Genomic DNA, 25504 nt, shown 5'->3' on the forward strand with positions numbered 1-25504 from the left:
GTGCCTTAAAAAGTCCGTTTCTCTTCCTTTTCACTTGGTTCCGGTGTGCCGGAAACGAAACCTTATCAGAGGGTCGCCTTAATCACAAAGGTTAAAACTTTTTACTCATAGCCGACTAACTATAAAGGCGACCCTCTGATTACGGTAACTTCTAACCCCACCGTACCGTTTTCTCGTGCATAGTGATTTTTCTGGGTTCACACACCAACTGTTAATTGATGATTGGGTTTTTAAGGAGGAGATTCCCTACCCTCCGAGCATTACTACTTTATGGTCAATCAATTGCGGGTCTCTACCCCGGTTGAGCCAACGGTTTTGCCGCCTGTACTCTATAATTTATTATACATTGGTTTTGACGATGATTCCGGAATCTTCTAGGAAATCTTTTCACGGCTAAAAGCGCGCTGTTCACTTTGATACCCGCTTTAAAGAGACGGGGTTTCCAGCGGTTAGACCTCTAATAATCCTTAAGCTGGGATTAAAAATCAGCGATCAGCGATCAGCGATCAGCTATGACCCATGACGAATGGCAAATTTGACTGTTATCTTGATGTGGATAACAATTTCATAACAAAGAGTCGTGGCATGGGGATAAAATACCGAAGGGTTTTACTAAAATTGAGCGGTGAAGCCTTGATGGGCAATTTGGGCTACGGCATCTCACCGGAAGTGGTTCAGGAAATCGCAGCTGAAGTCGCTGCCGTTTTGAATGAAGGTGTTCAAATGGCAATCGTTGTTGGTGGTGGCAATATCTTTCGCGGACTTAAAGCTGCAGCAGGGGGGATGGATCGGGCAACTGCTGACTATATCGGTATGATTGCCACAGTGATGAATGCCTTGACTTTGCAAGATGCTCTAGAACGAAACGATATCCCGACACGGGTGCAAACTGCAATCGAAATGCAGGAAGTGGCAGAACCGTATATCAGGCGTCGTGCCATTCGCCACCTGGAAAAGGGACGAGTGGTTATTTTTGGTGCAGGTAGTGGTAATCCCTTTTTTACCACTGACACCACCGCTGCTTTACGAGCGGCAGAAATCGATGCTGAGGTAATATTTAAGGCAACTAAAGTCGATGGTATTTATGATTGTGATCCTAAGCTGAATCCTAAGGCCCGACGGTATCAGAGCCTGACCTACAGCCATGTCCTAAGTCAGGATTTGCGGGTGATGGATAGTACTGCGATCGCATTATGTAAAGAGAATGACCTCCCAATTATGGTATTTGATCTAAGGGTGCGGGGTAATATTCACCGCGCTGTTATGGGAGAAACTGTTGGAACAATTGTGGGAGGTTCCTGTGAAATTAGCTGATGTCGAAACCAGTATGCAGAAAGCTGTTGAGGCAACTCAACGAGCGTTCAATACCATTAGGACTGGTCGTGCCAGTACTAGTCTATTGGATCGGGTGATGGTTGAGTACTATGGTACCCCAACCCCCCTGAAATCTTTGGCTAATATCAACACGCCAGACGCTAGTACAATCACCATCCAACCTTACGACAAAAGTATGCTGAGCCAGATCGAGAAAGCAATTACTCTTTCGGATCTGGATTTGCCTCCAAACAACAATGGTGAAGTTGTGCGGTTAAATATTCCTCCACTCACTAGTGAGCGCCGTAAAGAATTTGTCAAAATGGCAAGTAAGTTTGCGGAGGAAGGTCGAGTCTCGATTCGCAATATCCGTCGTGATGCCGTTGACTCTGTCCGAAAACAGGACAAAAATAAGGAAATCTCTGAGGATGAGTCACGGGATTTGCAGGACGAGATTCAGAAGTTGACGAATAAATACACAAAAAAAGTTGATGAAGTGTTCGCGGCTAAAGAAAAAGACATCATGACTGTGTAATGCTACTATGTAATGCTACTGTGTAATGCTATTCTTGGTGGGGGGTGAGTTCATTTTGGCAACTCTTCCCTCTATCGGCATTCACAGTTGTGTGTAATTGTTGTACTTGTGTACTTACTAGTTATTTAACACTTATCTGACAATGAACCGCTCATCCCACGACTAGCCAGGTCTAGGATGAGCGGAAATTTTTAATCTACTTGAATAAAATGACCCGCTGATCCCACGACTAGCCAGGTCTAGGATGAGCGGATTTTTTCTATCTACCTGAACACTTTGTTAATTTTCTCATATTTTTTCTTATTGAACAAAAAAACAAAATTCAGGAATAAAACGACTCAAACCTATATTTGGTAATGGTTTTAACCAATATTGACTAACTGCTTCATCCTAATTGATGTATGAATTTTTCGTATATAAATGTAAAAAACAATAGTTTTATGTTAATATATGTTGCAGTTGAGAGTTGCTGTTGTTACTGTAGGCTTATGGCTTAGTTTCTGGTTAATACTCATTTCAAGGAGGGTACCAACCATGCTCTACATCAACACAGATTCTGGCTACGGATCGATTAAGTGATGCCAGAATGATTTAAAGGATATTTCGACCACTGATTCTTACCAAGTTTCCGCAACAAACCGGCGAGAAATATCTTAACCAGTTATCCACCAGACTGAATGGCAAATTGCCGCTTTTCTGACTCCCTTAGCCAATAGTCCGATAGCTAGGGTCGGGGATAAGGCTGTTGCCATCAATTATCAATTATTTGTAGGTAGTCTTTACCAATTTTGAACTGCCTACGGATAACGGTTGCGTGGGAGCAACACTTGACGGTGACTAACTTCACGCTGGCTAACTTTACGGTGACTAATTTCACTCTCAGTGGCTTTAGCGAAGCATCTTAGCATCGGATGCTTGCTGGTTTTTAACTTTTACTTATTTTCAACTATAGGTATTGTAGCACATGAAGATTCAGGGGAAAACTGCTCTGGTTACCGGAGCCTCTCGTGGTATTGGCAGAGCGATCGCTCTGGAGTTAGCCCAACAAGGAATAAGACGCTTACTGTTGGTGGCGCGAAATCGCAAGTTTAGCAGAAGTGGCGGCTGAGATTGAACGACAAGGTGTACTAGTTGTGACACTCGTTTTAGATCTGATACCAAATCCGTTTGTCAAAACCCCTTTATAAAAATCGATCAAATCTTTGTAGGCCATGAATCTATTGCTATGCGGATAAGGGGGGTGTGGAAACAGGATTTGGTATGACCCAAATAGTAGGAGTCAATATTGCAATCGGCTTTGCCGCGCCAAAGGCGATCGCACGAGCTTGGCGAAGTTACGGACCAATTGATTTGTTGGTTAACTGTGCTGGCGTTGCTCATCAAGCTCCTTTTCTAGAATCCAAACTGCAAAATTTAGAAGAAGAAATCGCTACAAATTTAATGGGTATGTACACCATGACTCGTCTGATTGGGAGACGCATGGCAGCACGACGAGAAGGGACTATTGTCAATGTTTCTAGTTTAATGGGTAAAGTAGCAGCACCGACGATGGCAAGCTATTCCGCTACCAAGTTTGGAATTGTTGGTTTTACCCAAGCCTTACGAGGAGAGTTAGCGCCACAAAATATTCGAGTAATCGCTTTACTGCCATCGTTGACAGATACTGATATGGCGCGGGGATTACAGTTGTTTCGCTGGGTGTTGCCGATGACTCCCCAACAAGTCGCTAAGGTGTTAGTCGCCAAACTGGAGAAGAACTCATCGGAAATTTTAGTCGGATGGCAAAGTCATTTAGCTGTATGGTGTCAGCGTTTCTTTCCTTCATTACTGGAGAAAGTGTTACGGATTGCAGCTCCTCTGTCTAGAAATAAAAGTTTTGGAGAAATAAATAACAAGCAACAGGTAACAGGCAACAAGAAACGATTTTGGAGAATAGTTTGGGATTTTGGCTTCTTTAGATCTAGTAGACAGACAAAGGTTTGATCAAGGATTTTATCAAGCTTTAAAAGACAAATTTCCTGATTAATCTTTCCGATTTGAACAGGACTTAGACAGCCTACATATAGATTGCCTGCGTAAGTCCTGTATGGTTGATTAATTTCAAATTCGCGCTCTTTTAAACTCTCCTCCAGAGAAGGAGGAGAGACCAAAATCAAGACCCTTCCCGTAACTTATCCAAAACACTGCGGTCTTCTAGAGTGGAGGTATCTCCAGCTACCTCTTGACCTGCAGCTAGCGATCGCAATAGCCGTCGCATAATCTTTCCGGAACGAGTCTTGGGCAAAGCATCAGTAAAGCGAATGTCACCAGGACGTGCGATCGCACCAATTTCTTTGACTACGTGCTGCTTTAGTTCTTGCTTGAGTTCGTCACTAGCCCTATAACTGCCTTCTAAGGTCACAAAGGCAAACACATCTTCCCCTTTTAGCTCATCAGGTTTACCGACTACAGCCGCTTCAGCTACAGAAGGATGAGAAACTAGTGCTGACTCCACTTCCATGGTTCCTAAGCGGTGACCAGAGATATTCAACACATCATCGACACGACCCATAACCCAGAAATAGCCATCGGGGTCTTTTCTGGCACCATCTCCAGCAAAATAGAAGTATTGGCCATCTTTTGGCTGGATATGTTCCCAATAGGTGCGGCGGAAACGGTCATCATTGCCATAGACAGTACGGATCATACTTGGCCAAGGATGTTTGATAACTAAATAACCACCATCATTGTCCCCAACTGGATTGCCGTCTAAATCCACAATATCAGCAATAATGCCTGGGAAGGGGAAGGTAGCGGAACCGGGTTTAGTGGGAGTAGCACCGGGTAAGGGGGTGAGCATAAAGCCTCCGGTTTCAGTTTGCCACCAAGTATCGACAATGGGACAACGTTCTCCCCCAATCACTCGATGATACCACATCCAGGCTTCTGGGTTAATCGGTTCACCGACAGTTCCTAGGATACGTAGGGACGATAAATCACGGGCGTTGGGATGCTGGTCTCCCATCTTAATAAAGGCACGAATCGCAGTGGGCGCAGTGTAGAAGATAGTGACTCCATATTTTTCTACCACATCCCACAAGCAACCGGGATTGGAAGGACGGGGAGCCCCTTCGTACATCAGGCTAGTAGCACCATTGGACAATGGACCATAGACAATGTAACTGTGTCCGGTAATCCAGCCAACATCAGCAGTACACCAGTAGACATCGGTCTCTTTGAGGTCAAAGGTCCACTTGGTAGTCATGTGGGTGTAGAGGTTATAGCCACCAGTAGTGTGAACGACCCCTTTCGGTTTACCGGTGGTACCGCTAGTGTAGAGAATGAAGAGCATATCTTCACTATCCATGGGTTCCGCTGGACAATCCGCAGATGCTCCCGGTTGCAAGTCATGCCACCAGTGGTCTCGTCCTGGTTCCATGTCAATCCCTTGCTTGGTGCGTTCTACCACTAGGACGTTTTCTACAGTAGGTGCGCCATTATTCTCTAGGGCTTGATCAACTTGGATCTTGAGAGGAACAATCTTGTCTTTGCGCCAGCCCCCATCAGCAGTAATTACTAATTTAGCTTGAGCATCTACCAGTCGGTCTTTTAGGGCTTCAGCACTAAAGCCACCAAAAACAACCGTGTGGGGAGCACCAATTCTAGCACAGGCCAGCATGGCAATGGCAGCTTCCGGAATCATGGGCATATAAATGCCAACGCGATCGCCTTTTTTCACTCCCAGTTGTTTGATCACATTTGCCATCTGGCAAACTTCCCGGTGTAACTGGGCATAGGTTAGGGTGCGGGAGTCTCCCGGTTCCCCTTCCCAAATCAGGGCAGCTTTATTCCGACGCCAGGTAGTGAGGTGTCTGTCAAGACAGTTGTAAGAAATATTAATCTTTCCACCAACAAACCACTTGGCAAAGGGGGGTTGCCAATCTAATACCGTATCCCACTTTTGAAACCAGTCTAGTTCTTGGTCTGCAAGCTGGGCCCAAAACCCTTGGGGGTCAGCTTTGGCTTGTTCATACAGTTGCTGATACTCCGCCATGCTCTTAATCTGGGCATTCTCAGAAAAGTCAGTCGGTGGCGGGAACAGCCGTTCTTCTTGAAGGATTGATTCTATAGTGGGTTGTGACATAGTTATGGGAAATTACTGATATCTATTTAGGTAGTCTAGACCTAGCCCAGGCTAAGTCTAACTAGGGTTGGGGGTTGTTAAGGGCAAGTGGGATTCATCCACTTGCCCTTAACTTTACCAATTTTTTAGTCTACGGATGGTGAGGTTGCTAGTAGAACTAGCTATACTATGGGTATGCTGAGATTGAACTACCAATATCGTATTTATCCCGATGCTGAACAGGCGATCACCCTGTGTGACTGGCTCGAAACGTCTCGAAGGGTTTACAACTACGCTTTGAGGCAGATTAAAGACTGGTCAAACAGCCGGAAGTGTCCGATTGATCGGTGTTCAATCGTTAGTGAATATGTAATTCCACCCGATGAACCGTATCCGTCCGAATATAAGCAGAATGCTGAATTAGCTAAAGCTAAAAAGACAAACCCACGACTGAAAGCGGTGCCTGCCCAAAACCTGCAATGCACTATCAAACAGCTTCACAAAGGGTTTGATTTTATGCGTGAACGTGGTTTTGGATATCCACGGTTTAAGAAACCAGGGAAGCTGAGATCAACATTATTTCCTCAGTTCAAAACTTCACCATTAGATGCTCAAAACAACGTGATCAAGCTTCCCAAACTGGGAAAAGTGACAATTAATCTTCATCGTCCGATCCCGGATGGTTTCAAAATTAAAAATGTTCGGGTCATCAAAAAAGCGGATCACTGGTATTGCAATATTTGCATCCAGTGTGATGTTAATGTTCCGTCAGTTGGGTTCCACGGTCACGCTATTGGTGTTGATCTTGGACTTGATTACCTTGTCGCCACTTCAGATAGCTTACAGGTAAAGCGTCCCCGGTTCAAAGTCAAAGCAGAACGCAAGCTTAAATTGCTGCAACGTCGCTTAAACAGGAAACAAAAGGGATCAGCTAACTACCGTAAAGCTCAGTTGAAAGTAGCGAGACTTCACCGAACTGTAGCGGCTCAAAGAAGAGATCACCATTACAAACTGGCTCATCAGCTGCTAGCTGAGTGTGACAGTATTTTCTTTGAAGACATTGATTTTCGGACAATGGCTAAGGGGATGTTGGGTAAACATACCTTAGACGCTGGTTTAGGTGAATTGCGTCAGATTACTAAGACTGTCGCGTTGAAACTTGGGAAGTTTTTCGACACGGTTGATCACCGTGGAACTTCTCAAGAATGCCCCGATTGCGGTGTAACTGTTAAAAAAACACTCGCTGATCGGATTCACCGTTGCGATAACTGCTGTTCTGTCAAGCCTAGAGACGTAGCTAGCGCTCAAGTAATTTGCAACCGGGGAATCGCAAAACATCAAACTTTACCCGTGGAACATCGGGAACTGGAAACTGCCTGAGCAATCGATCTGCCGGGGCGTGTGAACGCTAGGTAAGTGGTGCAAACTTCGGTAACGAAGCATAACCAGGAAATTCAAAAACGAACACCCACATCAGGGCGCTCGTCTTTGAAGCCCCCGCTATACCCGCGCATGTTAGCGGAGGGAGAATTCACTAAAACCATACTTAACAGGTTACCCAGTTGGGCAAATCGTTAGATTTCTTTCTTTAATTTCTGCTTAATAATCGCTCAGCTCTCTACTTCTTTAGCAGGTATAGTCGTAAGCTATCAACTTTCAGCTTTCAGCTATCAGCTATCAGCTTTCAGCTATCAGCTTTCAGCTATCAGCTTTCAGCTTTCAGCTATCAGCTTTCAGCTTTCAGCTTTCAGCTTTCAGCTATCAGCTATCAGCTTTCAGCTTTCAGCTTTCAGCTTTGGAATAAAACAGGTAACCATTTGTTTCATCTAAGTTACCTCTGCTGATCACTGACGGCTGACGGCTGACGGCTGACGGCTGACGGCTGACCGCTGTTCGCGTAGCGCATATACTTACAATAAAAATGCTGTAGTTATGTCAATAAAAGTAGAAGTTGTTCCCCATGACCCCAAGTGGCGAGATGAATTTGAGCGTGAATCAAAGCAGATTGCCCTTGCCGTCGCCGAAAACTTAGTTGCTGTACACCATATTGGGAGTACATCTATTCCAGAACTAGATGCTAAACCAATTATTGATATTTTGGTTGAAGTCAAAGACATTACCAAAGTAGATGAAAATAGTTCAGCAATGGAGACAATAGGCTATGAAGGAATGGGTGAATACGGCATACCAGGTCGTCGTTATTTCCGGAAACATAATCAAATAGGAATCAGAACACATCATGTTCATATGTTTGAGGTTAATTCGGTAGAGGTAGAGCGCCACTTAGCCTTTCGAGATTATCTGATTGCCCATCCTAAGGATGCCCAAAAATACGGTGAACTTAAGCGAGAACTTGCTAAGAAATATCCAGACAATATTGAAGCCTATATGGATGGAAAAGATGGGTTCATCAAAGAGATGGATCGAAAAGCAGCAGAGTGGCGCAGAGAATGTAGAATGTAGAATTTAGAATTTAGAATGTAGAATTTAGAATTTAGAATTGGGAATTAATAATGCATAATTTAGAATTCAATAGAATTTAGAATTGGGAATTGGGAATTGGGAATTGGGAATTTAGAATTGGAAATCCTGCCTTCTGCCTTCTGCCTTCTGCCTTCACCATTCTACCTTCACCATTCTACCTTCACCATTCTACCTTCACCATTCTACCTTCACCATTCTACCTTCACCATTCTAAATTATGCATTCTACATTCTTCATTCTTCATTCTTCATTCTAAATTCTTCATTCTAAATTCTTCATTCTAAATTCTACATTCTGACCTCCTTCGAGAACAATCGCTCCAATAACTCTTTCGGAATTGTCTCAAAATCTTCCAGCAAGAAATCCATAATGGCGAGATGGCGCAAGTGACCAGGAGTGGGAGGGTAACAGCGACGACTGGTGTTAAACCAGCCGTTGACGGTTTGAGTGGAACAGGAGCAGATTAAAGCCATATCTTCTGGAGTTATGTCCCACTTTTGAGAAAACCGTTGCGGTGTCATACCCGATTCCCAGTAACTGTACAGTCGAATTAGGATTTGCTCTCGCTTCTTGATGCAGTCGCTCATGGGGGAAACCCCCAAGACCGCGCTGCATCGCTCGGTGATGGGATAGGGATAGGAATTTTCGGGCTTGGAATCCCTCTGGGCAAGCTGCTCAAGGCGCTCCATCGCTTCGTGGTAATCGATGGGATGATCAACTAATCGCGTCTTGATGCAGTCGCTCATGGGGGAAACCCCCAAGACCGCGCTGCATCGCTTTTCTGGCATGATAGAGTTACCTAAAGTTTACTTTGGGGGGAGAGCCGCGCTTCCTGGTTGCTCGCCGAAGAGCGCGGCTCTTTTTGTTATGAGTATAGTATAACAATTGGCTAGGGTTGTTGTCAACCTAAAATAAAAAAATCAAGGCAATCTATAAAATTTGTAATAATTAGTTACAATCTAACGATTAGAATGGTAACAATTTTAGCTAGTATCTGGAATTGGGATAATTGCAGGATAAAATTGTAAGTATTCATGTAAGCATTCAGCTGACGCCTGACAGCACCTGAAGTAGCGTGGCCTACGGCCAACGGCTTGATATTATCTCCGGATAATTAGTTATAAAAAACCATCTCCGATGAAACTTTACTCCTTTACTTCTGCCTTCTGCCTTCTGCCTTCGATTCGATTAGAGTGTAAGTATTCAACCGGACATGATCTGATTCAGTAAGCTCTATTTAATTAGATTCAATATCTATAACAAGGTAACCTGGATTATTCGATACAATCCCATCCTTTTTTTCAAAAATAGTTTGAATGAACAAGGGGCAATTCCGGTAACAAAACACTACTTATTTTTTACCCAAAATCCTGACACTGTTAAAATACAAAGGCAATTCTGCTAATAGATACTTAACAGCAATTTCTAGCCGGTAATCACTAAGATTTGTTCGTGTTTCCACTACCTGCTTAGACGTTTCGAGACAGTTTATTCTAAATTCACTATCATTAGCATATTTATCTTCATAAAATTTTAGTGCTGAAAGATAATTTGTGTTTTTGTTCAAATACCGGAAATCTAAGATTAGTTCTTCGGCTTCATTTGTTGACAGGTCTAATCCTGTTAAGGCTCTTAGACATTATTAAGGCACTGGCTACCTTCCTTGCTGCATTGCTTCTACCTTGCTGCTGTCCAATAATGCACAACAGGTTATACTAACCTTGACCACCAGCATTAACTGTGGTAAGCCTAGCTCTTTGGTGGGCAAAAAGTCATAGACTCTTCGGTTGAATTGATCACGGCATTGCATTTTGCCCAAGATTGAGCTAATAAAAACGTGATTTGTAATTGACGAAGTTAGTGTGTTTATGGTAAAAATTTTAAGGGCATAAGTTAATATGTATTAGGTGCTCAAGTTAAGTTTAAAAGAAGGAAAACAGGAAGAAAATGAGAAGGAAAACAGGAAGAAAATGAGAAGGAAAACAGGAAGAAAATGAGAAGGAAAACAGGAAGAAAATGATAAAAAAAAGGCGTAAAAAAAAATTCACAAAAATCCCAAGCCAAGCTATGACTGGACTTGAAGGCTTAAGTTTACTTCCGTAACTTGTCTTACTCGGCTGCATAGGCCAGACTTATACGGGTGCATTTCCAATTGGTAAATCTATAACCAGCGGGATGCAGCGCCTTCATGAGGGGGTTTCCCCCATAGCGCCACTGCATCAAGACATTGATTTGCAACTTTGAAATGCATCCGACTTAACTTTTGTGCTTCTACAGGACGTATGCAGGCAACAATCCAAAGTTTTCATAGCTTTAGGGGCGAGAATGCCGAAAAGGATACCGCTTCTTGGGTCGAGTCCCTCCTGGAAAAACTGTCTGATGGAGATAGCAGCGCCTTTTGGCCCCTGTGGGAACACTATAAAGACTATCTTTACCATCGCTGCTTGAGCTGGATGGGGGGTAATACCACTGAAGCACAAGATACTCTTTCTGAGATGATGGTCAAGGCTTGGGAAAAATTGCCCAAATTTGCCGCAAAGATTACCAATCTCAAAGGATGGCTGACCAAATTTGCCCGTAACTTCTGTATAGACCGACATCGAGAAAACAACTCTGGGGCAATCGGAGTAGAAAACCTGGAAGGGATGGCAGTGCCAGAGGGGAATGGGTTGGTTACCGAATTCGATAGCCCAGATTTAGTTGTAGAAAAGAGGGAACTATTAGAGGTAATCCTTACTGCTCTAGAGGATTTGCCCGAGAATCAGCGCCAGGTATGTCTCTTGCGCTTTGAGCAGGAGTTGTCTCACCAAGAGATAGCTCAACGACTGGCAATTTCTAACGATAGCGTTCGTAAACGTATCCAACGAGCTAGGGAAAGACTGCAAAAGCGGTTAACTAAGTATCTGGCTGGGTTGGATGAGAAGGCTTATGGGGAGATTGCCTTTTTGCAGCAGATTAGGGGAGTAAAAGAGCAGGAGAGTAAGGAAGAAAAAGACAGAGAAAGCTATGTAACTCCCTCAGACAAAGAAATAGGAAAAGGGGAGCAGGAGAAAACTGAGAAGTTGGAGTCTTTAAGGCCGATGGTAGTGTCCGACTCGGCTCCGGTGGAGGGATGCTCCAAGGATTTAGAGACAACAGGAGTAGAGATAACTTCACAGGTAGAGCCAGCATTGACAGTTGAGCCACTATCTGAAGTACCAAAAGTAATCCCAATTAAACAAGAGCCCAGAATTAGGGATACCAAAAGCCAGCAAATTTTGAGCAGGCAAAGAAGCTCCCAGGCATTACTCGCCTTGGCTGGAAAATTACGATTGGAAAGTACTCCAAATCCCCAATCAAATCACGGGAGCGATCGCAATACTATCCAGAGTCATGGCGTTAAACTGCTTACGCCCCAAGACATAGCAATTTCTCCACCATTCCTAGGGCATGGGAGCATTGAAGCACCAATAGCAAAGGATATTTCCCAATTTCCCATCCCGATTTTGGCGAGAATTGTGTCTTGGTGGGGCACTCTCAAAACGAAAGTAGAGTTAAGCTGGAATCAGAGGTTAGATACAGGGGATAGAGGGCCGCCATAAGAGCATTGAGTTGTCGTCACTGCGTACCTCCCCAAAGAGGCTCAATGGCTAGAGGTTAAACAGCTATTAGAGAGGCTGGTAGTTTTTTTTAACAACCAGCTAATATTCCTATGAAACTAAATTTTTAGTCTAGGGTCAGAAAAGAAGTACATACTTAAACGACGGTATTTTGCAAGGAAACGGAGAAATTGAAGAACCAGGAAGGAGGAAAGAGTCGGTTTGTAAAGTCACAAAGCGATCTTAATAAAGAGTGGTTACCAAAATTGTCACAAATAGTCTATGACATAGTCTTATAGATGAAGCCGAAAGGTGAGGTTAAAGAGTAAAAACAATGCTTTTGATACCGATTAACTAATTGGCTGTCGATAAAAAATCAACAAAAACAAAGGAACAGATTATGAAAAAAATCTACACACTACTTTTGAGCTGTGTTCTAACAGTGATAATGTTGTTTTCTGGTGGAGTAGCCTTGGCTCAAGGCGACTATGCCTGCTCATGCACCGGTTTTGCATGCGGCAACAATGCTATTGGTGGTGACCAAGGTGACATCTTCGACAATCTCTCTGCTAATACAGTGGAGACATTATTTACAACTAATCCTAATACAGGATGGACATGCGTAATCCCGGCGGCAATCCGTGGCAGCGGAGGTCCTGAAGGCTGCTACTGCGAGGGTTACTGCGGCAACGGCGGAATAGGTGCTGATCCCAACTTTTTCGACCTTGGGCTGTCGCAAGAAACTGTCGCCAACTTGTATGGAGGTGGACAACCTGGCAATCGAACTGGTTGGCTGTGTGGTTCCTACCGTGGCTCAATATAACAATATGAAGTAGCTGCTAATGCATCAATAGTGCCACCTACTGCAATTGTCTAATGGGTGGCACTATTTAATTAGTAGTAGAGGGATAAACTCCGATTGTTATCTTCCTTGGTAAATAGAAATATTCAGGAATTGCTAAGCAATTTTTGGATATTTATGTTGAAAGTCCTTCACTAAAATTCTGCAGGGCAACCCAATTGGATTGATTGGTTATGGGCAAAGCTTCAAGGAAACGGGTCGCCCCTACCATAATGGGTACAAGTGTGTTGAAGGTCGAAGATTGAAGTTAAGTAGGGTGGGCAAAAAGTCATATATTCTTTCCTGGAGTTGATCTGCGATCGCATAAATTGCCAACCCTACAGGATACAGAACTACTCAACAATAAAGTAGAGCCAAGCTGCAACCAGAGGTCAGATACAAGGGATAGAGGGCCGCCATTGTAGAGTAGACTTGTCGTCACTGCGTGCCTCCCCCTAGATGCTCAATAGCTGGAGATTAAATAGCAATCTTAGAGTCGAGACAAAGGAAAGTTTTTCCTCAGTTGTGAGTAGAGGATATTCTGGCACAACCCAATTGAGGCACAGCAGCAATAAAAATACCAAGGAGGAAAAAGAGTTCAGCCCAAGGATAAAAAATAGCCAGCCCTAAAAAATGTCACAGAACCAAGAGAGATACCGTTATATAGACGTTCGAGAAGGTGCTGCCGTGGGTTCTTATTTGGTTTACCTCCAACTATTGACTGGGAGCGAGCCTTTCCAGCAAGTTGATTTAGAGGAGAAGAACCGCGCCGAAAAGATGTCACAATAAAAAGTGATCAACTGTTATATAAGTAGACCAAAGAAAAAACCGACTGGTCAAAAAAAAACAACCACTAAGGAAGCCAAAAACAACAATGAAAAAAATCATGATGTGTAAAAGGAACCTGGTCACAGCCATACTAATTGGCCTTACATTAATGTTGCAATTGTTCACTGCCAGCCCAGCTTATGCTGATCAGTTTCATTCTATAACCATGGAATTTGGTGCAGACCGAGGGGGAGCTGACTACAAAAGTATTGAAATGACAAGTAATGATCCTTTAGGATGTCAAGTGCTCTGTGCACAAGACAGTGCATGCAAAGCCTATACTTTTGTGCCTGCAGGTATACTCACATTCGAGCAGCGTGGTCCAATACCACGCTGCTATTTGAAGAATAACGCTCAACCACAAAGCGTTTACAAAGGTTTGATTAGCGGTAAAAAACTGCCTTAGTGCGAACGAGTCAGTTGTGTGGTAGCTTTTTTCTGATTTGATCCATACCCTTTAGGGTCTAACCAGAAGAAGTAATAGCCTAAAAAATCAAAGTCCCGCGAGATTCTACCAATGTAAATCTTGTCGGGGTTTTTTTCTATAGCGTTTATAAATGAGGTGTAAACCTAGGAGGTTTTTTTTTATTGTCCAATAAAACTCGGGATCTGTTTCCTCTCTTCCCTTTTGCCTCTTGCCTCTTGCCTCTTGCCTTTGGGAGTATGTTCACAACTCAAATACAAAGGTGTTTATATACCTTATGATTGGAATTGTGATTATCTCCCACAGTGCTAAGCTAGCGGCTGGGGTCAAGGAATTAGCCCAACAGATGGTTCAGACCTCCGTACCGATTGCGATCGCAGCTGGTATTGATGACCCAGAAAATCCCTTTGGTACCGATGTGCTGCAAGTCCAAGCCGCCATTGAGTCGGTTTACTCCGATGCTGGGGTAGTAGTATTGATGGATTTAGGCAGTGCCGTGCTGAGTGCGGAAATGGCACTGGAGTTTCTGGATGAAGACCAGAAACCCAAGGTAAGATTGTGCGAAGCTCCATTAGTGGAAGGTGCGATCGCAGCCGTTGTCCAAGCTGCTGCTGGTGGTGATATCGACCAAGTGATTGCTGAAGCTAGATCAGCCTTAACCGCTAAAGCCTCTCAGTTATCAGACCCGGTGGGTGGAACGGGCATCTTGCCCGTGGGTGGAACGGGCATCTTGCCCGTGCGTTACGCAACTACAACCAAAGAAATCCATCTTACTGTCCAGAATCAACAGGGAATTCATGCTCGTCCTGCCGCCCAATTTGTTGCTACAGCTAATCGATTTAACTCGGAAATTACCCTACAAAACCTAACCAAAACTAGCAATATAGTTAATGGAAAAAGCATTAATAATGTCATGCTTTTAGGTATCCAGCAGGGAGATGAAATAGTCATCAAAGCAGTAGGAGAAGATGCGGAATTAGCCTTGATAGCGTTACAGCAGCTAGTCGATAACAATTTTGGCGAAACAATTGGCGAAACAGTAAATAAACCAAAAGAAGACATCAACCAAGACTCTAACCCTGCCAGTAACCAATCCCTTCACCCGTCATCCGTAACACTTGATAGGTTAGTTGGAATTCCCGCTGCTGCTGGTATTGCTATCGGAGCGGTTATTGTCTACCAACCCAAACTTCCAGAGATTATTGAAGAGCAAACAGATAATCCTCAAGCGGAGTGGGAAACCCTACAACTTGCTATTAAAACAGCACAACAGCAACTTCAACACCTGATCAATACTGTTACTAAAGATCAGGCAGATATTTTTCAGGCTCACTTGCTCTATTTAGACGATCCAGCGCTAGTTAATAGAGCTTATCAGATTATAGTTGACCAGCATCTATGGGCAGGGGCGGCTTGGAAAACTGTAATCGATGAAACGGTAGCAAATTACCAAACTTTGGAAGATTCCTACATGCAAGCTCGCGGAAATGATGTGATCGATGTCGGCTGGCGAGTGTTGCGATTACTGACCAATAGGAAAGAAACCTGTCTAGATGTGACTGAGCCTGGGATTCTGGTTGCTGGTGATTTAACTCCCTCTGAAGTCGCGCAACTAAATCCGAGCCAAGTCTTAGGTATCTGTTGCGCTAGTGGCAGTGCTACAGCCCATAGTGCCCTAATCGCCAATATGCTGGGTATACCGATGGTGGTTGGTGTTGGTCAGGATCTGTTGTCGTTGCCAGCTGGTAAGGAGTTGGCCATGGATGGGACAACCGGTGAAATTTCGGTAGAGCCTTCTGAGGAACAGAAGCAAGAATTACAGCTACAGAGCAACAGTAAGGATGAATTACCTAGGGAGGTAATTACTAAAGATGGACACAAAATTTCCTTGATGGCAAATGTTTTGGGAGAGGGTGATGCTAAATTGGCTCTCGATTGTGGTGCTCAAGGGATAGGTTTACTTAGGACTGAGTTTCTTTATCTGGAACGCTTAACTATTCCGATGGAAGAAGAGCAGTTAGCAACCTATCAAGCCATTGCGGAAATTATGGGTACCCATCCCCTAACGATTCGTACTTTGGATATTGGCGGTGACAAGCCCATTCCCTTCCTGAATCTAGCTTCTTGTGATCCTTCTTGTGATCCTTCTTGTGATCCTTCTTGTGATCCTTCTTGTGATCCTTCCTCTGCTCGGCACACCCCAGAGCCTAACCCTTTCCTAGGATGGCGGGGAATTCGTCAGAGTTTGGATTGTCCAGAGATGCTCAAAATCCAACTGCGGGCGATTCTACGAGGGAGTTATGGAGACAACATTAAGGTGATGTTTCCCATGGTTTCCTCAGTAGAAGAGGTACGGGCTGCTAAGGAAATCCTAGCAGAGGCTAAAGCTGAGTTGCGCCAAGAAGGGTATGGTTTTAATGAACAGATGCCAGTAGGGATTATGGTAGAAGTCCCCGCAGCAGTAACCATGGCTGATCAGTTAGCAGCTGAAGTGGACTTTTTCAGCATTGGTACTAATGATTTGAGTCAATATGTAATGGCCGCTGACCGTACTAATCCCAAAGTTGCGAAGCTAGCTGATGCCCTTGAACCAGCTGTGCTACGGATGATTCAACAAACGGTAACTGTTGCTCATCAAGCAGGGATTCCAGTTAGTGTCTGTGGTCAGTTGGCATCGAATCCAGTAGGGATACCGATTTTATTAGGGTTGGGGGTGGATGAGTTGAGTGTGAATCCACCTGCGATCGCTACTGTGATGTCAGTTATTTCACAGTTGACTATCAACCAGGCCGAGATGCTTGCTGGTGAGGCGTTGCAGCTAGATTCCGCTGTTGGGGTTAGAGAATATATTATCAACCAACTGGACAGGTCCGTTTGAGTCTTGGCAGGGTTGATATAGCGCTACGAGCAAGGGCTTTAGGCAAAAGGCAAGAGGCATGCATGCTAGAGGCAAAAAAAAAAGAGAGCCGTGTTACTGACTCTCTCGATCATCAGGGTGCATCTTATATTTCAAATATACCTGAGCAAATGAGGGGTGTCACCCCTCATGGCAAAAATCAGCCAAATGGCTTAGTTTGTAATGTGGTACTGCTATAGCAGAAGTCAGAAGTCAGAAGTCAGAAGTCAGAAGTAACACTCTTGCGCTTACTTAGGTTTGAGACTTTTGTCATGTCCTAACTGCCCTGGCCACTGCTATAACCTGATCTCCCTCACAAGACAGGGATTGAGATTGGAACAGTTATAGCGCTACGCGCAAGGCAAGAGGCAAAAGTTAACTAAAACAGCTTAATCGGTAGTGCTATAAAATTAGGAACCATTACCAACCCCAGATCTATGTTCGAGCAACAACCCCAAACACTACAGCAAAAGGTCAAACTTTTGGCATTGGAATCAATCCGCCAAGATAATCCATCTCAATGGTTTGAGGTTTTATATGCCGAAGCTAATGGGGATTCAGGGCAAATACCTTGGGCGCGTTTAACACCCCATCCCTATCTACAGGATTGGTTAGAGCGTAATACACCCCAAGGGTCGGGTCGCTCTGCCCTAGTGGTTGGTTGTGGGTTAGGGGATGATGCTGAAGCGTTGGCGCAGCAGGGTTTCCAAGTCACTGCCTTTGATATTTCCCCGACTGCGATCGCATGGTGCCAAAAACGATTTCCCGATTCCCAGGTCAAGTACCAAGTGGCGGATTTATTTGCCTTAGATCCAGCATGGCATCAGAAATTTGATTTTGTATTTGAATGCCGTAATATCCAAGCCTTACCCCTCAAGGTGCGGTCAACTGTTATCAATGCGATCGCATCCTTAGTTGCCCCAGGGGGAACCCTGTTAGTTATGACTCGATTTCGGGATAGCGACACTGAACCGGATGGTCCTCCTTGGCCGTTGTCCGATACAGAACTAGCTTACTTTCAGGAATTGGGCTTACGGGAAATCCGTCGTGATACTGTCCCAGAATCGGAGGATGACCCAATTCCACGGTTACGCATTGAATATAGTCGCGAATATACTCGTCATGGTTCTTAAACGCTTAATTATCGAAATGGGAATGGGAGTAGACCAACACGGTCAAGACCCAACCGTAGCAGCAGCAAGAGCTGTACGCAACGCTATTGCTCACAATGCCTTGCCTGGTGTTTGGGAAGTGGCTGGTTTAGAGCATCCCAATCAAATGATTGTTGAAGTTCAAGTCGCCGTGCCTTACCCAGAGCAAGTCCGGGAAGATGAAGTACTGGCTGTACTCCCTTTTGGTCAGAAAACTCTATCCCTTGAGTCCGGTGGAATGGTGGTTCAAGGCAGGGCGATTCCAGAACTTAATGATAAAAATGATGAGATGCTGATTGCTGTTGCAGCCGTTACTGTTTTGGTGGATAGTGATTAGGTAAGCTATCAGCTATCAGCTATCAGCTATCAGCTATCAGCGATTAGCGCTACGCGCACGCTACTTGAGGTGCTATCAGCTATCAGCTTTTGAATAAAAGAGGAATACAAAATTTAATCATCGTTGAACAATAGTCTTATGCTTTCGGTGTTACTTCTACGCGATTGGCAATGGCATCCACTACGGTTTCAAAAATGCCCAGGGAGTTTTCCACCATGGTGTTGAGGGTATCGAGCAGGGGATTAATTTCACAGATTTCCCAACAACACACCCGTGGATCTTTAACCAAAGTTTCGTTGAGCAGACAGGCTTCCTTGACAAAAATCCCATTTGGAGCTGGGGTTCCCGTTCCCATACAAATTGTGGAGTCCATACTGTCCACGTCAAAAGTAACGTAAATCAGATCCACCCCCTCTAGCTTCTCTAAACACCGTTGGGCAACCACATCCGCACCCAAGGTACGAACTTGCTCAGTGGTCATGTTTAAGATCTGGTGTGTTTCTATCAAGTGGTCTTCAGCCTCTTCCGTATCTCGTACCGCAACATACACCAGATCCTCAATGCTCAAATTCGCGCTATCTGCCAGCCCCAATCTTTGGCACAGGTTCCACAGTTCTAAGGTGTCTGAGTCAAGATCATTGATTTGCTTGGCCAGATTATCAGTAGCAGTCGCCATCGCCAAAGGCATCCCATGCATATTGCCTGATGGAGTTGTATACGGAGAGTGAATATCAGCATGGGCATCAATCCAAACCACTCCCAAGCGATGATTCGGAAAGGCTTTTTTGATTCCGGCGATTGTGCCTGCTGCCGTTGAATGATCCCCACCGAGTACCACTGGAAACAGCCCCTCCTGTAGGGTTTGGGCGACTACATCGGTAGTTCGGCTCAGCACCTGATATAGCTTCTCAATATACTTGGCGTACTGATGTTTGTGTCCCAGAGCATCTGCCCAATTTTCCGTTTGTACTTGTAAACTATCCAGACTCAAAACACCATTTTCGGCATGCATTCGTGCCGCCTGTTTTTGGATAGCAGCTTCTCTCAAAGCAGCAGTTCCCATGGATTGACCGCGCGTTCCTGCTCCTAATTCAGAATCAACTTCAATCAGGGCAATGGAGGAAAACTTTGCGACTTTCTGGTACTGAAGCAAAATCTTTTTAAAACTGCGTAAGCCTGCGATGGAAATCTTCAGACCCGATTCATAAGTCTGAGTGGCAATAAACTCTTCAAAATCAATTTCACCATCTCCATCTAGATCAGCTTTTCTCACTAAGGCAGCAATTTCTGAATCAGTTACGGTAGTGTTTAAGCACTGGATAATCTGGGTGAACTCCTCAATCGATAATTTGCCACTACCATCAACATCAATCAGTTCAAACACCTGTCGCAGATCAGCCCTAATATCGAGATCTTGGCGGTTTACCATCCACTCCATAAAGGCATCCCGTGTCACAACATCATCTTTGTTGAGCAGATTGAAAAGATTGGTTCGGTCCTGAAGGGAAATGCCTTGTCCCAAAACCTCTAGAGCATCGATGATTTCCTGACGAGTGATAAATCCATCACCATTGGCATCAAACAACTGGAATACCTGGTCAAATTCTGCATATCGTTGAGATGACACTGCTTTGGTTATGGTCATAGTTGAATTTCCTTATCTGTTACCTATTTGGGAAAATTGGGATCGGGATTATACTACCATTTGGATTGAACCATGGCATAATTGGTTAAAGGTTGTATGAACAGGGCATGGCTGAACTAGCGATATAGTTTTTTTGCGATCGCACTCCTGAAATATAGTGCTATAGCGCAGCGCTATATTTCCAAGCCAAAAAAAATTGCGGTTTCAACAAAAGGGCGTTGAATCATTAAGCAATGCCTATTTATCTTGTTGTGGAAGTAAGAATAAGCAAAGCTTTAGACTTGTGACAAATAGAAGATCGGGCAACGGATGAGTAACGGATGTAACGGATGGCAGTATTGGTAGAAGGGGAAGTTGGGGCAATTACCCATGACCCATGACCCATGACCCATTACCACTGATATCAATCATGAAAAAATTAATCAACCATCCCGATAATGTTGTCAGAGAAAGCCTAGAAGGGATGGCTTTAGCCCATCCTGACCTGCTCAAAATTAATCTTGACCCCCCCTTGATCTACCGCGCTGATGCTCCCATATCAAACAAAGTAGCGATTATTTCCGGTGGCGGTAGTGGTCATGAACCCTTGCACGGGGGCTTTGTGGGTGCCGGAATGTTAGATGCCGCCTGTCCCGGTGAAGTGTTTACCTCTCCCACCCCCGACCAAATGCTAGAAGCTGCCAAAATAGTCAACAGTGGTGCAGGGGTTCTTAATATTGTCAAAAACTATAGCGGTGACGTCATGAATTTTGAGTTAGCTGCCGAATTAGCTATCTCAGAAGGCATCCGAGTCCTCAATATCCTAATTGATGATGATGTAGCGGTTAAAGATAGCCTCTATACTCAAGGCAGGCGGGGGGTAGGGACAACATTATTAGCCGAGAAAATCTGTGGCGCTGCTGCTGCTGCCGGTTATGACCTCAAACAACTGGCTAATCTCTGTCGCCAGGTTAATAGTAATGGACGCAGCATGGGTATGGCCTTGACATCCTGCACTCCTCCTGCTAAAGGGAGTGCCATGTTTGACTTGGGGGAAGCAGAAATAGAATTTGGGATTGGCATTCACGGGGAACCGGGAAGACAACGAATGTCCCTCAAATCAGCGGATGAGATGACTGAAATGCTAGCGCTATCGATTATTGAAGATTCTGCCTATAGCCGCACAGTGCGAGAGTGGGATGAAGATAAAGCAGAATGGACAGAGTTGGAAATAACTGACCCGCCTTTTCAGAAAAGCGATCGCATTCTGGCATTCGTAAATAGCATGGGTGGTACTCCCTTGTCGGAACTGTACATTGTGTATCGCAAATTAGCCCAAATCTGTGAACAAAAGGGACTGGAAATCGTGCGTAGTCTGATTGGTCCTTATATTACGTCTCTAGAAATGCAAGGCTGCTCGATTACCCTACTCAAAATGAACGATGAGCTAATTAAATTCTGGGATGCACCAGTCAAGACACCAGCCCTGCGTTGGGGACTATGATTGGTATCATATCGGGGAGCATTGGTATGGTACAGCTTAGCTAATTGCTAATTGCTCATTGCTAATTACTAATTGCTAATTGCTACCTTGACGCCCTGAGCCCCTGAGCAACTCTGCCACTATGGTAACTAAACATCAAATTATACAGTGGTTACAAGCAGTAGCTACTGTACTAGAACAAAACAAGGACTATCTAACCGAACTTGATGCTGCTATTGGTGATGCTGACCACGGTATCAATATGAATCGTGGCTTTCAAAAGGTGATCACTCAGCTTCCTAAAGTGGCAGATAAAGACATTGGCAGTATTCTCAAAACCGTCAGCATGACTCTAATTTCCACTGTGGGAGGTGCCAGTGGACCACTTTATGGCACCCTGTTCTTGCGCTCAAGTGCAGCAGTAGCAGGAAAGCAAGAACTGACAGAAGAGGATATGGTAAAACTATTCCAAGCAGCAGTGGAGGGAGTCGTCCAGCGAGGCAAAGCCAACTTGGGAGATAAGACCATGTTAGATGCTCTATCACCCGCAGCCAATGCCTTCGCACAAGCTGTAGATAAAGGAGACAGTATGCTAGAAGCCTTGCAACAGGCTGTCAAGGCAGCAGAACAAGGGATGAAAAATACTATTCCCTTGGTGGCCAAGAAGGGACGAGCCAGTTATTTAGGGGAGCGCAGTGTGGGACATCAAGACCCTGGTGCTACCTCAGCCTATTTGATTCTCCAGACACTGCTAGAAACTATTGCGGAATAGTTAACTTAAATAATAGTTAACATTAAGAATTTAAGCGATCGCATCTTCTTGAAGGTCAACCTTCAACCTTCAACCTTCAACCTTCAACCTTCAACCTTCAACCTTCAACCTTCAACCCTCAACCCTCAACCCTCAACCCTCAACCCTCAACCTTCAACCTTCAACCTTCAACCTTCAACTCTCCCTCAACCGTCAGCCCTCAACCAAATTTGATAATCATAGCTTGCACCAGCTGAATAATTTCAAAGGTGACGAAGACGCTGAGAATAATTGTCACTAATTTATTCAGTATCGGTATGTTGCCATACCCAAACCAAGAGGCAACAAACTTGATTAACACCATACAAATGGCGCTAATGATTAAAAATTGCAGGAGTGCCATAGTTTGATTCCCTGATTAACACGAAACAAGTCAGTAATCTAGTGTATTCCCTATTCAATAAGGAGTACCCTAATTACAAGGAAAATTTTAGAAAAATCTTAAACAATCAATCAAAATTAACCGCTAAGCATTCAGCTATCAGCTATCAGCTATCAGCTAAAGGCATGTGGTCACGCTACGGGAACAGTTTATGCCCATAGTGCACGTTACTTGAAAAATAAGCTGACGGCACCTCAAGTAGCGTGAGCTTTTAGCTCACGGCTGACGGCACCTCAAGCAGCGTGCGCGTAGCGCATATGCTTACATTGACCCTATTGTGATCCGTAGTATATTCCCCTACCATTGGTACCAATAAAGACAAGTCCGAACTCCTGCTTACTCGCCTCCATCACACCAGGTCTATTGCCAATTGGTCGGGAGCGATCGCCCATCCGTGTCCATGTGCGTCCCATGTCAAGAGACTGGAATATTCCTGGTTCTTCGGCACGGCTTTTGGCTGAGCTTCCTGAAGTCCCTGTAGCTTCTTGATTCCTAACCCCATTCTCAAGATTGGGAACATTTCCATCAATATTTCCATAAATATACAGTGCTGGAGTGTCACTCCCCTGGGGTGCTTTACCAAAAGCAAATAGGTGAGCTCTGGTGACTGAAGGCAGCTTAAGGAATGACTTACCGCCATCGGTAGAGCGATAGAAACCCTTGCGGTCTAGACTCAGCCAAATTTCGCCCTTAACCCCTGGCACCGTTTTCAGGGAATGCCAACCTTCATTCCGCAGTGAATCATTCACAACTTGAAAGGATGAGCCACCATCATTGGAACGATAGACTTTGCCTTTGGCATAGTAATAAAACCTGTTGCCATCTACAGGGTCTGCCGCTAAAGATTGAGACCAATTCCATGGACCACCGGGACCATTGGGTAATCCTGACACCTTTTGCCAGGTCACCCCTCCATCCTTAGTGCGCAACGGCTGACCTTGACTAACTGTCACAACAAATAAATTGGGGTTAGTAGCAGACATAGCCACCCGCATCGGCATAGTATTGTCTGGGAATGAGGCAAACTCTTGCCATGTCAGACCACCATCAGTGGAAGTCGCGCCAGTATAGGTTGAATTCCAGCGGTAACCACCAACCCGAACCATCTGTAAGGGTTTAGTTTCACAGTAAGCAATACTATAGGTATCCTGGAATGACTTACCAGGTTCCCCCAGACCAAGTCGTTGAGAGGGGTAAGTATCTAATCCTTGGTTATGGTAGAAACCATCCACATCCGCCACCCCACTTACCAGTATGGGACCACGGGGTGGTGAAACCAGAGTGAACGGAACAACTTCCTCGTGTCCGGCGGCATAGTTAGTCCAAACAACGGGATTAGCATTAAGATCATCTGTCCGCCATACACCATACCAATCCGTAAACCACACTCTTCCCGGTACTTTCGGGTCAAATTCCATCCCTGCCATATGATTGGCAAAAAATTTCTTCGGCCACCAGGGAATAGTGTTGTTAGCAGAAGACTGCTGCTGTTTCCAGGTAGCGCCGCCATCCAACGAACGGTAGAATTTAGTTTTTTGTGTGCGGTTTAGGGCAACTATGATATCCTCACGATTAGCAGGATTCACACTGACCGGACCAAAAATCCGATTAGATCCCCCTGGTTTCATGGTTTTCCAGACACCATTGGCATACTTGTGGACTCCAGGATTACTGGTACTGGTAACGTAGAGGATTTTATTGTTTCCCACAGCCATGCGATTGACTGTTTTTGGGCTACCAGCTACCTGAGTCCAGCTGACCCCAGAGTCAGTAGATTTGTAGATGCCATCTCCATAGGGCGAAGCATACACTAAGCCCGGTACCTGTGTATCAAAGACAATCGCTGTAATACCAATTTTGTTATCTGGTTTACCTGCAAAAGAAGTCACGTTTTCCCAGGTTGCACCAGCATCCGATGATTTCCAAAGTCCATCTTCTCTAGAGCCGAACAGGATAATATTGGAATTGAACGGATCAACAGCTAGTCTCTCTCCTAGCCATTTTTTCTTGTGGTTAGCCCCCATCTTGAGCTCTAGGTTCAACTTTGTCCAAGTTTGTCCTTTATCGGTAGATTTAAATAGTGCTCCTGGTTCAGCCCAGGGATATTTTCCAGCTGCAATATAGACAATAGTGGGATCATTGGGATCAACAGCCAGTGCTTCTCCTCCATAGTAGTTTCTCTGAGAGAAGGGAAAGTGTTCTGTCAGGGGAATCCAACGTTGTTTCGCCTCATCCCAACGATAGAAGCCACCCACATCAGTCCGAATATAAACTAAGTCTTTCTCCAGTGGATGGAGGTAAACACCAGTGACATAACCACCACCTCCGATCGCTACATTAGTTGTGCCGAGGCGGATGTTGTTCTGGTATTTCCGAGAGCTAACTACCTCAGCCTGTCCTGAATTTACCTTAACGATATCAGTGACTAATACAATTGACCCCAGCATCATCAAACTAGTCAGGATCATCAGTCCTAGAGTAACCCTTTGCCTAAACCAAGGGTTTGGTTGGGTAATAGCTCGAATCCGGTGATTGGGAATCCACTTAGCAAGGGTTAGCCCAATCGCAAAAATAAATAAGCCTAAAAGCACCCTGAGTGCGATCGCAAGCAAGTCAATCATCAAAAAAATAGATCAGCAACTTGGACAAGACTTACCCAGTAACTCTACTAATAGAGTACGTTAATAACTCACCCTACTATTTATATCGATTTA

At 44.6% G+C, this 25504-nt stretch carries 21 protein-coding genes and 1 pseudogene; 16 read left to right on the forward strand and 6 right to left on the reverse strand.

What is annotated here, in order from left to right:
- Positions 1 to 585 precede the first annotated feature (585 nt).
- The 4 genes and pseudogenes from pyrH to F6K63_RS16035 all read left to right on the forward strand — a co-directional run bounded on the left by pyrH (position 586) and on the right by F6K63_RS16035 (position 3832).
- Positions 586 to 1314 carry a UMP kinase gene (gene pyrH, locus F6K63_RS16020; protein ID WP_044492210.1) on the forward strand — a complete coding sequence of 243 codons (729 nt, stop codon included), beginning with the start codon at positions 586 to 588 and terminating at the stop codon, positions 1312 to 1314.
- The gene (gene frr / locus F6K63_RS16025; RefSeq protein WP_008178977.1) at positions 1301 to 1849 is read left to right on the forward strand and encodes a ribosome recycling factor; all 549 of its coding nucleotides are present in this window, start codon (positions 1301 to 1303) and stop codon (positions 1847 to 1849) included. The genes pyrH and frr overlap by 14 nt, the downstream gene beginning before the upstream one ends.
- A 964-nt stretch (positions 1850 to 2813) precedes the next feature.
- Positions 2814 to 3003, forward strand: a pseudogene (locus F6K63_RS16030) (SDR family NAD(P)-dependent oxidoreductase); the annotation flags it as partial.
- A 106-nt stretch (positions 3004 to 3109) separates the two neighbouring features.
- Positions 3110 to 3832, forward strand: coding sequence for an SDR family NAD(P)-dependent oxidoreductase (locus F6K63_RS16035; protein WP_287312671.1), 723 nt, complete (start codon positions 3110 to 3112; stop codon positions 3830 to 3832).
- Between the two features lie 169 nt (positions 3833 to 4001).
- Here F6K63_RS16035 and acs read toward each other — a convergent pair whose 3' ends face one another.
- The gene (gene acs, locus F6K63_RS16040) at positions 4002 to 5972 is read right to left on the reverse strand and encodes an acetate--CoA ligase (RefSeq protein ID WP_287312673.1); all 1971 of its coding nucleotides are present in this window, start codon (positions 5970 to 5972) and stop codon (positions 4002 to 4004) included.
- Between the two features lie 174 nt (positions 5973 to 6146).
- On the opposite strand from acs, the gene F6K63_RS16045 reads away from it, so the two are divergent.
- The gene (locus F6K63_RS16045) at positions 6147 to 7331 is read left to right on the forward strand and encodes an RNA-guided endonuclease InsQ/TnpB family protein (protein WP_044492212.1); all 1185 of its coding nucleotides are present in this window, start codon (positions 6147 to 6149) and stop codon (positions 7329 to 7331) included.
- Positions 7332 to 7883: 552 nt separating this feature from the next.
- On the forward strand, positions 7884 to 8414 hold the full coding sequence (locus tag F6K63_RS16050; protein ID WP_287312674.1) for a GrpB family protein: 531 nt from the start codon (positions 7884 to 7886) through the stop codon (positions 8412 to 8414).
- 308 nt (positions 8415 to 8722) lie between these two features.
- Here the strand turns inward: F6K63_RS16050 and F6K63_RS16055 are convergent, their stop codons facing one another.
- Together F6K63_RS16055 and F6K63_RS37275 are read right to left on the reverse strand one after the other, a co-directional pair.
- Positions 8723 to 9223 carry a hypothetical protein gene (locus F6K63_RS16055; RefSeq protein WP_287312675.1) on the reverse strand — a complete coding sequence of 167 codons (501 nt, stop codon included), beginning with the start codon at positions 9221 to 9223 and terminating at the stop codon, positions 8723 to 8725.
- A 563-nt stretch (positions 9224 to 9786) separates the two neighbouring features.
- Positions 9787 to 10047 carry a tRNA-dependent cyclodipeptide synthase gene (locus tag F6K63_RS37275; protein WP_353813033.1) on the reverse strand — a complete coding sequence of 87 codons (261 nt, stop codon included), beginning with the start codon at positions 10045 to 10047 and terminating at the stop codon, positions 9787 to 9789.
- 628 nt (positions 10048 to 10675) lie between these two features.
- Between F6K63_RS37275 and F6K63_RS16060 the strand changes: the two genes are divergently transcribed.
- The 7 genes from F6K63_RS16060 to F6K63_RS16090 all read left to right on the forward strand — a co-directional run bounded on the left by F6K63_RS16060 (position 10676) and on the right by F6K63_RS16090 (position 18490).
- Positions 10676 to 12016: an RNA polymerase sigma factor gene (locus F6K63_RS16060; RefSeq protein ID WP_287312677.1), complete on the forward strand. Its 1341-nt coding sequence runs from the start codon at positions 10676 to 10678 to the stop codon at positions 12014 to 12016.
- Between the two features lie 355 nt (positions 12017 to 12371).
- Complete coding sequence (locus F6K63_RS16065; protein WP_287312678.1) at positions 12372 to 12836, forward strand: hypothetical protein; 465 nt, start codon at positions 12372 to 12374, stop codon at positions 12834 to 12836.
- A 651-nt stretch (positions 12837 to 13487) separates the two neighbouring features.
- Positions 13488 to 13643, forward strand: coding sequence for a hypothetical protein (locus F6K63_RS16070; protein ID WP_287312679.1), 156 nt, complete (start codon positions 13488 to 13490; stop codon positions 13641 to 13643).
- Positions 13644 to 13728: 85 nt separating this feature from the next.
- Entirely contained in the window at positions 13729 to 14088 is a 360-nt protein-coding gene (locus tag F6K63_RS16075; RefSeq protein WP_287312680.1) for a PAN domain-containing protein, read from the forward strand.
- A 295-nt stretch (positions 14089 to 14383) separates the two neighbouring features.
- Positions 14384 to 16984, forward strand: coding sequence for a dihydroxyacetone kinase phosphoryl donor subunit DhaM (gene dhaM / locus F6K63_RS16080; RefSeq protein WP_502708319.1), 2601 nt, complete (start codon positions 14384 to 14386; stop codon positions 16982 to 16984).
- A 455-nt stretch (positions 16985 to 17439) separates the two neighbouring features.
- Positions 17440 to 18135, forward strand: coding sequence for a class I SAM-dependent methyltransferase (locus F6K63_RS16085; protein WP_287312682.1), 696 nt, complete (start codon positions 17440 to 17442; stop codon positions 18133 to 18135).
- Positions 18125 to 18490 carry a Lin0512 family protein gene (locus tag F6K63_RS16090; RefSeq protein WP_287312683.1) on the forward strand — a complete coding sequence of 122 codons (366 nt, stop codon included), beginning with the start codon at positions 18125 to 18127 and terminating at the stop codon, positions 18488 to 18490. The genes F6K63_RS16085 and F6K63_RS16090 overlap by 11 nt, the downstream gene beginning before the upstream one ends.
- Before the next feature lie 136 nt (positions 18491 to 18626).
- On the opposite strand, the gene F6K63_RS16095 is transcribed toward F6K63_RS16090, so the two are convergent.
- Positions 18627 to 20135 (reverse strand): arginase family protein, encoded by a 1509-nt coding sequence (locus F6K63_RS16095; protein ID WP_287267061.1) that lies wholly within the window; start codon positions 20133 to 20135, stop codon positions 18627 to 18629.
- A 409-nt stretch (positions 20136 to 20544) separates the two neighbouring features.
- Between F6K63_RS16095 and dhaK the strand changes: the two genes are divergently transcribed.
- The 3 genes from dhaK to F6K63_RS16110 all read left to right on the forward strand — a co-directional run bounded on the left by dhaK (position 20545) and on the right by F6K63_RS16110 (position 22582).
- The gene (dhaK, locus tag F6K63_RS16100) at positions 20545 to 21618 is read left to right on the forward strand and encodes a dihydroxyacetone kinase subunit DhaK (protein WP_287248861.1); all 1074 of its coding nucleotides are present in this window, start codon (positions 20545 to 20547) and stop codon (positions 21616 to 21618) included.
- 121 nt (positions 21619 to 21739) lie between these two features.
- Positions 21740 to 22369 carry a dihydroxyacetone kinase subunit DhaL gene (gene dhaL, locus F6K63_RS16105; protein WP_287312684.1) on the forward strand — a complete coding sequence of 210 codons (630 nt, stop codon included), beginning with the start codon at positions 21740 to 21742 and terminating at the stop codon, positions 22367 to 22369.
- A 48-nt stretch (positions 22370 to 22417) separates the two neighbouring features.
- Entirely contained in the window at positions 22418 to 22582 is a 165-nt protein-coding gene (locus tag F6K63_RS16110; RefSeq protein ID WP_287312685.1) for a hypothetical protein, read from the forward strand.
- Here the strand turns inward: F6K63_RS16110 and F6K63_RS16115 are convergent.
- Complete coding sequence (locus F6K63_RS16115; protein WP_008179017.1) at positions 22569 to 22751, reverse strand: hypothetical protein; 183 nt, start codon at positions 22749 to 22751, stop codon at positions 22569 to 22571. The two genes, F6K63_RS16110 and F6K63_RS16115, sit on opposite strands and share 14 nt — an antisense overlap.
- A gap of 311 nt (positions 22752 to 23062) precedes the next feature.
- Positions 23063 to 25411: a beta propeller repeat protein gene (locus tag F6K63_RS16120; protein WP_287267065.1), complete on the reverse strand. Its 2349-nt coding sequence runs from the start codon at positions 25409 to 25411 to the stop codon at positions 23063 to 23065.
- Between the last annotated feature and the right edge of the window lie 93 nt (positions 25412 to 25504).

The organism is Moorena sp. SIO1G6 (assembly GCF_010672795.1).
In the GTDB taxonomy this organism is placed as follows: Bacteria; Cyanobacteriota; Cyanobacteriia; order Cyanobacteriales; family Coleofasciculaceae; genus Moorena; species Moorena producens.